Annotated in this window: 16 protein-coding genes; 14 read left to right on the top strand and 2 right to left on the bottom strand. The window is 45.2% G+C overall.

The genetic code is table 11. From position 1 onward, the window contains the following. Genes AC55NX_RS17915 through AC55NX_RS17935 form a run of 5 tightly spaced genes read left to right on the top strand, consistent with a single transcriptional unit; the run spans position 1 to position 3,704 of the window. Complete coding sequence (locus AC55NX_RS17915) at positions 1-567, top strand: hypothetical protein (protein WP_496996969.1); 567 nt, start codon at positions 1-3, stop codon at positions 565-567. A gap of 2 nt (positions 568-569) precedes the next feature. Further along, the gene (locus AC55NX_RS17920; protein ID WP_496996970.1) at positions 570-1,457 is read left to right on the top strand and encodes a hypothetical protein; all 888 of its coding nucleotides are present in this window, start codon (positions 570-572) and stop codon (positions 1,455-1,457) included. Beyond that, positions 1,445-1,918: a baseplate complex protein gene (locus tag AC55NX_RS17925; protein WP_077336924.1), complete on the top strand. Its 474-nt coding sequence runs from the start codon at positions 1,445-1,447 to the stop codon at positions 1,916-1,918. The genes AC55NX_RS17920 and AC55NX_RS17925 overlap by 13 nt, the downstream gene beginning before the upstream one ends. Beyond that, the gene (locus AC55NX_RS17930; RefSeq protein ID WP_496996971.1) at positions 1,915-3,507 is read left to right on the top strand and encodes a hypothetical protein; all 1,593 of its coding nucleotides are present in this window, start codon (positions 1,915-1,917) and stop codon (positions 3,505-3,507) included. The genes AC55NX_RS17925 and AC55NX_RS17930 overlap by 4 nt, the downstream gene beginning before the upstream one ends. Then, positions 3,507-3,704 carry a hypothetical protein gene (locus AC55NX_RS17935; RefSeq protein WP_496996972.1) on the top strand — a complete coding sequence of 66 codons (198 nt, stop codon included), beginning with the start codon at positions 3,507-3,509 and terminating at the stop codon, positions 3,702-3,704. Before AC55NX_RS17930 ends, AC55NX_RS17935 begins: the two co-directional genes overlap by 1 nt. A 31-nt stretch (positions 3,705-3,735) precedes the next feature. On the opposite strand, the gene AC55NX_RS17940 is transcribed toward AC55NX_RS17935, so the two are convergent. Next, positions 3,736-4,038, bottom strand: coding sequence for a helix-turn-helix domain-containing protein (locus tag AC55NX_RS17940; protein WP_496996973.1), 303 nt, complete (start codon positions 4,036-4,038; stop codon positions 3,736-3,738). Positions 4,039-4,256: 218 nt separating this feature from the next. Here AC55NX_RS17940 and AC55NX_RS17945 point away from each other — a divergent pair, with 218 nt between their 5' ends. From AC55NX_RS17945 to AC55NX_RS17980, 8 genes are all read left to right on the top strand, one after another. After that, complete coding sequence (locus AC55NX_RS17945; RefSeq protein ID WP_496996974.1) at positions 4,257-4,484, top strand: hypothetical protein; 228 nt, start codon at positions 4,257-4,259, stop codon at positions 4,482-4,484. A 186-nt stretch (positions 4,485-4,670) separates the two neighbouring features. After that, positions 4,671-6,599 carry a threonine--tRNA ligase gene (thrS, locus tag AC55NX_RS17950; protein ID WP_496996975.1) on the top strand — a complete coding sequence of 643 codons (1,929 nt, stop codon included), beginning with the start codon at positions 4,671-4,673 and terminating at the stop codon, positions 6,597-6,599. Between the two features lie 27 nt (positions 6,600-6,626). Then, positions 6,627-7,154, top strand: coding sequence for a translation initiation factor IF-3 (gene infC, locus AC55NX_RS17955; protein WP_496996976.1), 528 nt, complete (start codon positions 6,627-6,629; stop codon positions 7,152-7,154). Positions 7,155-7,256: 102 nt separating this feature from the next. Beyond that, positions 7,257-7,451 (top strand): 50S ribosomal protein L35, encoded by a 195-nt coding sequence (gene rpmI, locus AC55NX_RS17960; protein ID WP_027694124.1) that lies wholly within the window; start codon positions 7,257-7,259, stop codon positions 7,449-7,451. Positions 7,452-7,493: 42 nt separating this feature from the next. Next, complete coding sequence (rplT, locus tag AC55NX_RS17965) at positions 7,494-7,847, top strand: 50S ribosomal protein L20 (RefSeq protein ID WP_021019837.1); 354 nt, start codon at positions 7,494-7,496, stop codon at positions 7,845-7,847. A 151-nt stretch (positions 7,848-7,998) separates the two neighbouring features. After that, on the top strand, positions 7,999-9,201 hold the full coding sequence (locus AC55NX_RS17970) for a sugar efflux transporter (protein ID WP_496996977.1): 1,203 nt from the start codon (positions 7,999-8,001) through the stop codon (positions 9,199-9,201). A 237-nt stretch (positions 9,202-9,438) separates the two neighbouring features. After that, positions 9,439-9,969 (top strand): GNAT family N-acetyltransferase, encoded by a 531-nt coding sequence (locus AC55NX_RS17975; RefSeq protein ID WP_496996978.1) that lies wholly within the window; start codon positions 9,439-9,441, stop codon positions 9,967-9,969. 221 nt (positions 9,970-10,190) lie between these two features. Continuing rightward, positions 10,191-10,769, top strand: a complete 579-nt coding sequence (locus AC55NX_RS17980; protein ID WP_496996981.1) for a beta-phosphoglucomutase family hydrolase — start codon at positions 10,191-10,193, stop codon at positions 10,767-10,769. A gap of 51 nt (positions 10,770-10,820) precedes the next feature. Here AC55NX_RS17980 and bamJ read toward each other — a convergent pair whose 3' ends face one another. Further along, the gene (gene bamJ / locus AC55NX_RS17985; protein ID WP_496996979.1) at positions 10,821-11,297 is read right to left on the bottom strand and encodes a BamJ family beta-barrel-assembly machinery protein; all 477 of its coding nucleotides are present in this window, start codon (positions 11,295-11,297) and stop codon (positions 10,821-10,823) included. Positions 11,298-11,551: 254 nt separating this feature from the next. On the opposite strand from bamJ, the gene AC55NX_RS17990 reads away from it, so the two are divergent. Further along, positions 11,552-12,166 carry an OmpA family protein gene (locus tag AC55NX_RS17990; RefSeq protein ID WP_496996980.1) on the top strand — a complete coding sequence of 205 codons (615 nt, stop codon included), beginning with the start codon at positions 11,552-11,554 and terminating at the stop codon, positions 12,164-12,166. The last annotated feature ends 102 nt before the right edge of the window (positions 12,167-12,268 follow it).

Below are 12,268 nucleotides of genomic sequence, written 5' to 3' on the forward strand. Positions count from 1 at the left end.
ATGAAATACTGGCAATTTGACACAGTCACAAGAGAAGTTTCTACCGTTGCAACAGAGGCTTTAAAGCGTGGGGGGATATTTCATATTCCAGCTAATGCCATCACGGTACGTCCTCGAGAACCTAAATCTGGATTTGCCGTTGTTGCTTTCAAAAATAAAAATGGCACCAAATATATCGAAGATTATCGAGGCTCATTGATTACGCACAAGACGACTTATTCGACAAAAGTTCACAGTACTCTCGGTCCAATTCCAGAAGACTGGACACTCAAAACTCGACCATTACATAGTTATTGGGATAGTGATATTGGTGACTGGGTAATTGATAGCGCTTCTCAGGAAAAAGAGATAGCAGAATCTGAATACCAATGGGTTCAAAAAGAGCTGGCTGATGTCGATATCCAGCTCAAGTATCACGCTACCGGCGATACAAAGAGACAGCAACTGACTGCTGAAGACTGGTATGGCTATGCGATTGCCTTGCGCGATTACACCACTACGGATGATGCAGGTAATCCGGTACTGGTGGGGGATACCCGCCCGACCCGGCCAACGGACGAGGGCTAATTATGTGGACTCAATCATCACTCACATGGCCAACATCGGCCAATGGGATCCAAACCCGAGCGTCCTCGGTGATCGATCAGATCGGTGCTGACCATGGCGAAGACCGCTTGTCCGCACTGGAAAGTGATGCTGCTTTCGGCCGCCATCCGCTTAGCCAAGATGCTCAGGCATTACTGAACCTGCGCGCAGAACTGGATCGTTTACTCACTCAAGGCCAAGTCCTGACGGTGACGCCGTATCAGTTTCAGGTCGGGAGCGAATCGGAATCCGGTGAGGTTCTTGATACCGATGCCGCGGTCAAACGTTTGGCTGAGAAACTCAGAGATTATGCGGATTCGCATCGGCCCAGTGGCCAGCTTCACGCCATTGCAGTGATGCTAACCGCTCCGACCCGACAGCAGTTTGCCGAGCAGCTCAAACGGGTTACGGCGGTGATGCCGCTGCCTGAATGGTGTCAGGCTCAGCGTCACACTGAATCATTACTGGCCGCTGATCATGAAAAATTACGCAAACCGGCGCCAATTATTCAGCCCCGGTTTAAAGCGGTCGCCCCGCTGACGACCAAGCCATTTGTTGGTATGAATGCCGCATTAGGCACGCAAGTGGCGACGTTGGAGTCACTGGCCAGTGATCAAGTCAATGTGATTGGTAAGCTGCGTCAATTGGCGGAAAAGCGTCAATCGACACTGCAAACGGTCAACGACACGCTCCAGGCAATGCAAACTATGGACGCTCAAGTCTGGTCAGTTGCTTTAACGGGTGAGTTGGCAAGCTTAAGTCACCGGTTAACGGAGATGTTGCCGCCCAATTATCATCGCTACGCGGTTGCCAGTTTAATACTCAGCGCATCGCCGATGCCATTCTTCGAGGAGTTACTATGTTCGCCTTAAACGGTCAGACATTTGGATTAAAAAACCTTACCGTCAGTTTTGAACGGGAATTGAAAAGCAAAGATATGAGTGCCCAATCGTCCGGGACTGAACAAGCAGAACAGGGCGATAAAGCGGCAACACTCAATGTCTCAGGGTTAATTGCTTTTCACGATATTCACAAGCTGGAAGCGCTGCAAACCATGAGTTCGGCCAAGGATGACAAAGGCAATCGCATGGTTTACACGATTGTCGAAGAGATGGCGAACGCGTTTAAAATTAAGAAGGTCAGATTCTCAGGGCGCTTTTCTGCTGCGCAGCAGGACAATGTGATGGCTTGGCAGGTGTCTTTCCAGCTCAAAGAATCAAACAGTGTTGCTGAGCAGAAAGAAGCACGTCAAAAAGCACAGACCAAAGCTGAACCGATTCAAAATCCCCGTTTTCAGCAGTCATTGAAGCAAAATAAGGAGGCGGGCCGATGAATTTAGAAAAACGCCTCTATATTTCCGGTGAAGAAGTCCATCTGGCGCGACATATGATCAGTCTCAAATTGTCGCTCGGTGGCAAGGCGATTTTCACCATTCAGGCTGAAAAGGCCCCGGAACGGTTTGAACTGGTGCGGCTGGATATCGGTTATGAGCATGATTTGTGGATTTTCTTTGAAGGGTATATTGATAAAGTTCAGCCGGCAGAAAATGGCTTCTTCAAAATTACGGTCAAAGAAAATGCCGGGATTCTCAGTCAGCGCTGGCCGATCAGCCTTGAGCACCCGACAGCGATTGATGTGCTCGATCAACTGACAGTATTGACGGGGCTGGATTTTAAATATCCGGATGCCGGATATATGCGACAAGTGATTCCCAACTTTGTCCATCAGGGGAACGGCTATCAATGTTTGGATGCTTTGGCAAAAGCGTTTGCGATTGAAGACTGTATCTGGTTTCAGGATACGGATCAGAATATTTATGTGGGGGGCTATGCCGAGAGTCTTTTTTCTGGGAAACCAATGTCAGTTCCGGCTGAATTCACCTCACGTCAGACCAATTCTAGTGTTACGTTTGTTCCGTATCCGATGCTACGACCCGGCCGGGTGATGAATGGTCATCGGATTACTCGGATAGATCTGATCGAAGACGATATGACGGCTTACTGGCAACCGGCCAGCAGCGAAGCGGGAGCGCGAAAACAGCAGGTTTATAATGAGTTCCCGGAACTTTCCGCTGGCTATCACTTACCGTTGTTCGGCCGGATTGAAGCGGTCCGTGATGTCGTGCCGCAAGGGAAGATCACCGATCCGTTCCGGCCGCGTTATGCAGTTGATGTGCAGATGCTGGATGCTGATCTTCAGGCGGATTCCTCAGTGCCGGTTTATCATTCGATTCCGCTGCCGGTCACCATGGGTGGCATTGAATCAGGATTACTGGCGTATCCGCTGGAAGGCATGCTGGTGGAAATTGCATTCGCTTATGGTCGCAGTGATCGACCGATCATTCGGGGCGTTTATGGTTTCAATTATATGCTGCCATCACTTGAACCCGGTGAACAGGTACAGCAACAACGGGATGAAGTCAGCCGACGGATTGACGGGGTTGGTAATATTACCGATAAAACCGACCAAAAAATGAGCCGTTGTGCATATCAGATACAGGATCAGGCACAGCATTATCAGGGCGCGATTGGCCAACACCGATTGGATATCCGGGAGCATAGTCAGGAAAAGATTACGGGGAAAAAACAGATCGAGGCTTTGGGGGCGGTTGAATTGCTGGCCGGGGACAATCTTGAGCTTGGTAGTCTGGGCAATCTACATGTTGCCACCGCAGGGGATTGGGTCACAACCGTCGGTCAGCTACGAAATACCGTGATTCAATTGAATGATCAGTTAAAAGTGATGGGAAACCGACTGGAAGTGATCGAAAAAGACTGGGAAGCTTCGGCGGCCAATATGCGTTTTACCGCAGACTTGATCACGATGAATGGCGGGAAAGGCGTCGTACAAGGTGACTGTATCTGTGCCTATACCGGTAAGCCTCACTCGGATCTCTCTTCCACAGTTAAGGCAGGAAAATAATGGCACTAAGTAAATCATCATTGAAACAACGGATTCTGACGGAACTTGAAGGACAAGGATTTGTAACGGAAGGAGAACATGCCCGCTCTGAGGAACTGGCGGCAGCACTGGCAAATGCGATCGTTGATGAGATCACACAAAACGCCAAGACGATCGTTTCCGGAGGGAGTTCCGCGGGACAATGGCCAGTGAATTAGTCCTCTTGGCAAAAGATTCATCGATGCCATTTTATGAACGTTGCGTCTCAAACTTGATCGTTGTCATGAGTGATAGCACTACCTGTTTGAGGTTAGGAGGCATTTGATGCCAGAGTGTCAGGTATTCGGCGCTGTTGAGATGATCGGCTTGCGTCATCTCAGCAACACCGAGTACCGCCATAATCTGATCCCTCATTTCCAGTGTCATTGACTGGCGTCCGGATAAAACACGTTTAATTTTGGATTCATCAATGCCGGAAAGGGTTGCCAGCCGGGCATAAGAGAGGCCCTTACTTTTTAAAATTTTCCGAATGAATATAACAGTGGGATGCAAAATCAATCCTTAAGATAGCGCATATGATAGTTAACAATATTATCATTAAAGATATTGATTTTATTGTAGATTTTATCATGGTAAATGGTTCGTCTGTTGAACTTTTTACGTTGCTCAGTTTGTTTTTCGGACTAATTGAAAGTTGTTGGTAGCAGATCTCATAAAATTTATTGCACTATAGCAAAATATACAAAATCAACGTGAGGCATAAGGTTATTATGAACAGTAAAATCAAAGAATTAGAATATATTGCTGATGAGGCTGAACTGGCAATGTTGGCACTATCCTCGATGTTATTGATGGATTATACCGGAGTGGCGGTTTTACAAAGAAAGATGCATGAAATTAGTCAGAAAGCCCATCAGTTGATCGCGCAGGAAACATGTCAGGGCAAAAAAGCTGTTTTCAACGCTGAGCTTAATACAGAAGAATATCAATCAATCTGATAAATGAGTTGTGATTTCATCTCGTTGATTTAGAATAGTCGATAAGGTACTCAGGATGGTGCATCCGTATTTGCATCAAAATGGGTACTATTTTTATGTCGCGTGTTTTTCTCTAAAAAACACAAAATGTGCGAATTAATGAAACATGTGTTGCTTGGTGCGCAACACCACTGTAAAGGATAAATCATGCCTATTATTACTCTTCCTGACGGTAGTCAACGTCAATTCGATCGCCCAGTTTCAGTTTCAGACGTAGCCTTGTCTATTGGTGCGGGTCTTGCGAAAGCAACCATTGCCGGGCGTGTTGACGGGGTTCGTGTTGATGCCTGTGATCTCATTGAAAACGATGCCAGCTTAGAAATCATCACGGTAAAAGATGACGTTGATGGTTTGGAAATTGTTCGTCACTCATGTGCCCACTTATTGGGACATGCACTCAAACAACTGTATCCTGATGCCAAAATGGCGATTGGTCCAACGATCGACAGTGGTTTTTATTACGATATCGATTTGGAACAATCCTTGTCGCAAGATGATTTGGAAAAAATCGAAGCGCGGATGAAAGCGCTGGCGAAAACCAAATATCAGGTGGTCAAAAAGAATGTAAGTTGGCAGGAAGCACGTGATACGTTTGAATCTCGTGGAGAACCATACAAGATAGAAATCCTGGACGAAAATGTGGCGCGTGATGATCGTCCCGGGCTTTATCATCATGAAGAATATATTGATATGTGCCGCGGTCCTCATGTTCCTCATATGGGATTCTGTCAGCATTTTAAATTATTGAATGTGGCCGGCGCTTACTGGCGCGGTAACAGTGACAATAAAATGTTGCAGCGTATTTACGGTACAGCTTTCCATGATAAGAAAGCCCTGAGTGCACATTTGACTCGTCTGGAAGAAGCTGCAAAACGCGATCACCGCAAAATCGGTAAACAACTCGATTTATTCCATATGCAGCAGGAAGCCCCGGGCATGGTGTTCTGGCATCATAACGGTTGGTCGGTCTTCCGCGACTTAGAAGTCTTTGTGCGTGAAAAACTGACAGAATATGATTATCAGGAAGTGAAAGGTCCGCTAATGATGGACCGCGTGCTGTGGGAACGTTCAGGACACTGGGATAAATACGCCGAAGGGATGTTCACGACTAATTCTGAAAATCGTGAATACGCGATTAAGCCAATGAACTGTCCCGGCCATGTCCAGATTTTTAATCAAGGGCTGAAATCCTACCGTGATTTACCATTGCGGATGGCTGAGTTTGGTTCATGCCATCGGAATGAACCGTCAGGTTCTCTGCATGGTATTATGCGTGTGCGTGGTTTCACACAAGATGATGCACATATTTTCTGTACTGAAGAACAGATTCAGCAAGAGGTTACTTCTTGTATCGAAATGGTCTACGATGTTTACCGGACATTTGGTTTTGAAAATATCGCAGTGAAACTTTCAACTCGTCCTGAACAACGGGTTGGCAGCGATGAAATCTGGGATAAGTCTGAAGAAGCATTGATGCTTTCACTGAAATCCATGAATATCGATTACGAAATTCAGGAGGGTGAAGGGGCATTCTACGGACCGAAAATCGAATTTACCCTGCATGATTGCCTTGACCGTACATGGCAGTGTGGTACAGTGCAGCTCGATTTTAATCTGCCGGGCCGTTTGGGCGCGACTTATGTCGGTGAAAACAATGAGCGTCTGGTCCCTGTGATGATTCACAGAGCGATTTTAGGATCATTGGAACGGTTTATCGGTATTCTAATTGAAGAATATGCAGGATTTTTCCCGACTTGGCTTGCACCAGAGCAGGCTGTCGTATTAAATATTACTGATAAACAATCTGATTATGTTCAGGATACAGTGCGAAAACTACAAAAATGTGGGATTCGGGCAAAAGCAGACTTGAGAAATGAAAAGATAGGCTTTAAAATTCGCGAACATACTTTGAAACGTGTGCCGTATATGTTGGTTTGTGGTGACCAAGAAGTCGAAGCTGGCGAAATCGCAGTACGGACACGAAGAGGCAAAGACTTGGGTAAATTTAAGCTGGATGATTTCATTGAGTTGGTCCGGACCGAAGTTTCAAGCCGTAAGCTCAATCTGGAGGAATAAACTATTAAAGGTGGAAGACGTGGCCAAGTGCCGGCCAAACAAAACCAACATCGTATCAACGGAGAAATTCGTGGTGTACGTGAAGTCCGTTTATCGGGAGCAGAAGGTGAAGATTCTCGGATTGTTTCAATTCAAGAAGCGCTTGATACGGCTATAGAAGCCGGGATGGATCTTGTTGAAATCAGTCCAAATGCAGAACCGCCTGTTTGTCGTGTAATGGATTATGGTAAATTCCTCTTCGAGAAGAGCAAAGCGGCAAAAGAGCAGAAGAAAAAGCAAAAGCAGATCCAGATTAAAGAAGTAAAATTCCGTCCTGGAACTGATATTGGAGACTACCAGGTAAAACTACGCAACCTGTTACGTTTCCTTGAAGAAGGCAACAAAGTGAAGGTAACAATTCGCTTCCGTGGCCGAGAAATGGCACACCAAGATATCGGTGTCGATGTTTTGAACCGTCTGAAAGAAGATACGGCAGATATTGCTGTTGTAGAATCTTTTCCTAGTCGGATCGAAGCACGTCAAATGATTATGGTGCTAGCCCCTAAGAAGAAGTAATGACCGGCTTGCAAGTAATAAACCCTGTCGTCTGAGTACGGTGGGGTTTTATTCGCCCTCATTACATGGTTATTAAAATCGAACAATGCGGAGTTATTCATCATGCCTAAGATGAAAAACAATAAAGGTGCTGCTAAGCGTTTTAAGAAAACTGCTGGTGGTGTTAAGTACAAGCACGCGACTAAACGTCACATCCTGACTAAGCGTACGACTAAGAACAAGCGTCATCTACGTCCAAACTCTGTCCTTCCTAAATGTGAAGTGGCTGCTGTTGCACGTATGTTGCCATACGCTTAATTCTTTTTTGGTTTTGAATTCGTTTAGTTTAGGAGAAGCAGAATGCCTCGCGTAAAACGTGGTGTACAAGCTCGTGCACGTCATAAGAAAGTTCTAAAGCAAGCTAAAGGTTATTACGGTGCTCGTTCTCGAGTTTATCGTGTTGCCTTCCAAGCAGTGACTAAAGCTGGTCAATATGCATATCGTGACCGTCGCAACAAGAAACGTCAATTCCGTCAACTGTGGATTGCACGTATCAATGCGGCATCTCGTCAAAATGGTCTGTCTTACAGCCGTTTCATCAACGGTCTGAAGAAAGCATCTATCGAGATCGATCGTAAGATCTTAGCTGATATTGCAGTATTTGATAAATCAGCATTCGCTGTGCTTGTTGAGAAAGCAAAAGCCGCACTTTAATTAAAAGTTGTAGCCCAGTTTTCGGAAAGGAGAGCTTTTAGCTCTCCTTTTTTGTCTTTATACGATATGAATCGTTCCTGTTTCCCGACCAAGTTGAGCTGGTTCAGGTTTTGTCGATTGTTTTTGAGCATAAAGGTTAAGGTATTATTGGATGAAATTTGAGCTTTTCAGAGGAGATTCAGGTGTTTACTTCTGGTTGAATGGACTGGCTGCGATGGCTTTTTCATTTATTTTACCAGTGATGAGCTTGTTTCTTATCGAAGGTTTAGGTATTGAACCGATGTATATCGGGTTTTATACCGTCGGTACTGCGATTTCTACAATTCTGATTAGCCAAATATTGGGGCGTCTGGCGGACAAAGGCATCGATAGTAAAATACTGCTGCTGATCGCAGTTGGCTTTTTGTGTCTGGCAGCATTATCTTTCTCTCAACTGACTCAATTCTGGCAGGCGATTATTGTCGGCTGGTGCTTTATGGCGTTCGGTGCGTCATCGATTCCTTTGCTGTTAGCAATGATTCGACGCTTTGCTGAGCGGTCAGGTAAAGACAGCACAAAGCTCAACTCTCAGATGCGTTCTTCGGTTTCACTGGTCTGGATTGCAGGACCGGCTCTGGCTTTTGCATCGGTCGGTACTTTTGGCTTTCGGGTCAATTTTATGCTGGCTGCTGGTATTGCGCTGCTCGTTTTTTTGATGGTGTGGCGCTTATTGCCGTCTGTGCCAAAGGTTGCGAAATCTGAAACTTCGCATGAAGTGGTTCCGCCTTTTCCTTATAAAGTCTGGTTTCTCGGGGTCGGTATTTTATTTGCGAATATGGCAAACAGTACTTATATCAATGCGATGCCACTCTTTATCACCAAAGAGCTCGATTTGCCGGTTTCATATCCGGGTATTTTTATGGGCTTGACGGCAGCATTAGAAATTCCGGTGATGCTTCTTTCCGCATCCTGGTCACACCGTTTCGGCAAAATGCAGTTGATGATGGTGGGTTTCGTCATTGCCATGTTGTTTTATACCGGCATTCAATATGTTTCGAGTCTCGAAGGGTTGTTAGCGCTGCAACTGTTAAATGGTCTTTTTTACGGAATCTTCGTTGGTTTAGGGATTACACTGTTACAAGACTCAGCACCCAAACGGGTGGGGCAGGTTTCTGCTTTCTATACTAACGCGATGTCAGTCGGCACGATGTGTGGTACCTCTTTAATGGGGTTTGTTGCACAACAACATGGGTTTCGGAATGCAATCTATATTTCGTTGGTGGCGATTATTATTTCATTTGCTATCTTTTTGACCATTCATTTGCATGAAAGCAAACAGGGAAAAGTTTCCGAGCTACATGTACCGCCTCTGTAAGTCACCGTTTTTCCATTTATTGCCACTGACTCCGAGTAATTGTATGTAATCAAGCGATATTACGGTAGAAAAAACTGAATATGCTGTGGCAGGATGTTGATTGCTTGCAAAAATAATAATGGCGTCGTACGGTAATCAATTGGTCATATATTTTACCGGAATGTTATGCTTGTGGGTAAAATAATGACAGTATAAATGTAGAGAACAGAGCTAACAGGAAGTTAGAAGGGCTATTAAATGGATATTCGAGTAGCTGAATATAGTGATTTTGAAAAAATTGCCGAATTGCATGCCCAAAGTTGGCAACAGAATTATCAGGGTGTTATGGAAGCTCATTATCTTCAGGATGAAGTCGAAGAAGATCGGCGTTTGATCTGGCAGGCCAGATTAATTAATCCGCCCATTAATCAGCATGTGGTTGTGGCAGAAGAAAACGGTAAGCTTTGTGGTTTTATTTGTGCGTTTGGTAATCACGATTTTGAAAAAGGTACCGTGATTGAATCCCTGCACGTTGCTCCCGAATTTCAGGGAAAGGGGATTGCGAAGTTATTGCTAAAAGAAGTCACCCAATGGATTCAGCACTATTTCCCGGATGGTGGTGTGTATATTGAGGTGATGGAACAGAATATTCGGGCCATTGAGTTTTATGATCACCTTGGGGGCTTACATACGCTGGATAGAGTCTGGCACTCTCCCTGCGGTAGTGATGTTTCGGAGTGGATCTACACTTGGGAGACGCCTCAGGCGATTCTGTCTGCTATCAAATAAGACTAAGTTATCGTAATATCGAATGAGATCAAGTGGGCCTGCGAGCCCGTTTTTAGTCTGTTTTCTCGTCAGAGAAGTTGTTGCCAGTGCTAAAAGTAGGAAAGAAGTCTATGAATCAGCCTGAACCTGCGGTTCACACCTCTCAATCATATTATATTGAGCATGCCTCTCAACCCGAATTGCTGACCCGCCTTTCCCAATATAAGGGACTGATCTTTGATATGGATGGTACGTTGCTTGACACCATGCCAGCTCATGTTGCGTCTTGGAAAAAAGCATCGGAACATTTTGGTTTTCCCTTCACTGCACAATGGTTGCATAGTATGGGGGGGATGCCGAGTATCAAAGTTGTCGGTGAGATTAACCGACGCTTTGGTTTATGTTTGAACCCACATGATGTTTCACAGTTTAAACAAGATGTATTTCGCTTGCTTGATAACCAATATCAGCGAATTGCACTGACCTGTGACATTCTGGAACAAGCGTACGGAGAAAGGAAGCTTGCAGTCGGAACGGGGAGTCATCGGGATAATGCACTGTCTCTATTAAAAAATGCCGGATTGCTAGATAAACTGGACACGGTTATCACCGCAAGTGATGTGGAAAATCATAAACCTCATCCGGATACGTTTCTGAAAGCCTGTCACCACATTCAACTGAAACCGAAAGAGTGTGTCGTATTTGAAGATACCGATCTTGGGAAACAAGCCGCTCATGCGGCAGGGATGGACTGCTTTCTGGTCACTGAGCACGGCTTAGTTTTCTATCCGCTGACTGATGAGACATCAGCTGCTGGGTAGCATACGATGATGAGAGCTGCATGAGCAGCTCTCTGATATAACCGACAGATATTACTGAATATCGAGTAGTTCAACGTCAAAAATGAGCATCGAACCGGGTGGAATGGTGCTGATACCGCGATTTCCGTAGGCCAGATGTGCCGGAATAAATAAACGCATTTTCTGACCGACAACCATCAATTGTAACCCTTCTTGCCAGCCTTTAATGACTTGTTTGACGCCAAAGGTAATCGGCTTCTTGCGTTCAACTGAGCTATCGAACATTTTGCCGTTTAATAACGTCCCGTGGTAATGGACTTTGACTTTATTGGTTGGCATCGGGTGCTGCGTGTCGGTTCCTTCTTGCAGAATTTGATATTGCAAGCCGCTTTCTGTCGTCACGACACCTTCTTGTTGCGCATTTTGTTCCAGAAATGCTTTTCCTTCACTGATGTTTTTTGCAGCGGTCTGGCTTCGTTTCCAGTTGCGGTAAATAAAAATCCCGGCGATGACAAACATGAAGAGAGAGAAAATATAATTTTTATCCATGATGAATCTGTTCCTTGGGTTGAATCGATGATCCCCGTTCACAATGAATCACTCGCCGGCTCTTTTGGTATCTCAGAGACGATATCGTTCGAATTCGTATTTGGGGATCTCGCGGATAGACGTATTTCATCGAAAAGCGCGGATAAAGGCAATCTTTCTTGCTTCACAATCAGGCAAATGTCGAAAAATCAGCTATAAAGTTTTTATGATTTAGCCGATAAAGTGAGTATGTCGGAAATAAGGATCGTGAATCAATGAAGTTTATCGTTTATCTACTAAGCTTCTGTCTTTTCGGGTGTGGTTCACTTGTCACTGAACGCTTGTTCGATGACAACATGCTGGATAGGGCACCCAAGGATAACTCAGATGTGCGTTATCCTGAGTGGGGCACGTTGCCGAAGACGGTACGCTCCGGTGTTCAGGGGCCGCAAGGACAGAAGAGAGCCGATAGCACTTATCAGTCATTGCAACGTTTTTTGCTCAATAACCGTATTGATTACGAAGTCTTACCGGGTCAGTTTATGATTGTGCGGGTCAAGCGGACCATTCAGTTTGCGGTCGGTTCTGCGAATGTCACCCCGGAATCAAGGCTTTGGTTAGAGAAAGTAAAAAATTATCTGGCCACTGCATATGGTCTTGAACTGGTGATTGACGGACATACGGATGATCTTGGGGATTCCCGTTACAATGATCAATTATCGAAAAAACGAGCTGAAGCCGTCAAACGGATCATTGCAAATAACCGAGTTTCTCTCGATTCGATTTATACCCGAGGATATGGAGATGTTGTTCCGGCATGTACCAACCAGACGCAAAAAGGGAAGGCGTGTAACCGGCGTGTTGAGCTGTTCTTTATTCTTCCGACCTGATTGATTTCAATTATCTATTCGTAGGGTTCGACGCAAAAAAAACGCCAGCAATTTGCTGGCGTTTTTGTCATACAGTTTGATTGACTGTTTTTAAAGTAAGGA

This window comes from Vibrio rubrogenes, from assembly GCF_059641415.1.

What these genes read in the sequence shown, in the direction of transcription:
- AC55NX_RS17970 (WP_496996977.1), top strand. Translation starts at nt 7,999, where the DNA reads ATGAAATTTGAGCTTTTCAGAGGAGATTCAGGTGTTTACTTCTGGTTG.
- rplT (WP_021019837.1), top strand. Translation starts at nt 7,494, where the DNA reads ATGCCTCGCGTAAAACGTGGTGTACAAGCTCGTGCACGTCATAAGAAA.
- AC55NX_RS17925 (WP_077336924.1), top strand. Translation starts at nt 1,445, where the DNA reads ATGTTCGCCTTAAACGGTCAGACATTTGGATTAAAAAACCTTACCGTC.
- AC55NX_RS17920 (WP_496996970.1), top strand. Translation starts at nt 570, where the DNA reads ATGTGGACTCAATCATCACTCACATGGCCAACATCGGCCAATGGGATC.
- thrS (WP_496996975.1), top strand. Translation starts at nt 4,671, where the DNA reads ATGCCTATTATTACTCTTCCTGACGGTAGTCAACGTCAATTCGATCGC.
- AC55NX_RS17935 (WP_496996972.1), top strand. Translation starts at nt 3,507, where the DNA reads ATGGCACTAAGTAAATCATCATTGAAACAACGGATTCTGACGGAACTT.
- AC55NX_RS17945 (WP_496996974.1), top strand. Translation starts at nt 4,257, where the DNA reads ATGAACAGTAAAATCAAAGAATTAGAATATATTGCTGATGAGGCTGAA.
- AC55NX_RS17990 (WP_496996980.1), top strand. Translation starts at nt 11,552, where the DNA reads ATGAAGTTTATCGTTTATCTACTAAGCTTCTGTCTTTTCGGGTGTGGT.
- rpmI (WP_027694124.1), top strand. Translation starts at nt 7,257, where the DNA reads ATGCCTAAGATGAAAAACAATAAAGGTGCTGCTAAGCGTTTTAAGAAA.
- AC55NX_RS17980 (WP_496996981.1), top strand. Translation starts at nt 10,191, where the DNA reads ATGGATGGTACGTTGCTTGACACCATGCCAGCTCATGTTGCGTCTTGG.
- AC55NX_RS17975 (WP_496996978.1), top strand. Translation starts at nt 9,439, where the DNA reads ATGGATATTCGAGTAGCTGAATATAGTGATTTTGAAAAAATTGCCGAA.
- AC55NX_RS17915 (WP_496996969.1), top strand. Translation starts at nt 1, where the DNA reads ATGAAATACTGGCAATTTGACACAGTCACAAGAGAAGTTTCTACCGTT.
- bamJ (WP_496996979.1), bottom strand. Translation starts at nt 11,297, where the DNA reads ATGGATAAAAATTATATTTTCTCTCTCTTCATGTTTGTCATCGCCGGG.
- AC55NX_RS17930 (WP_496996971.1), top strand. Translation starts at nt 1,915, where the DNA reads ATGAATTTAGAAAAACGCCTCTATATTTCCGGTGAAGAAGTCCATCTG.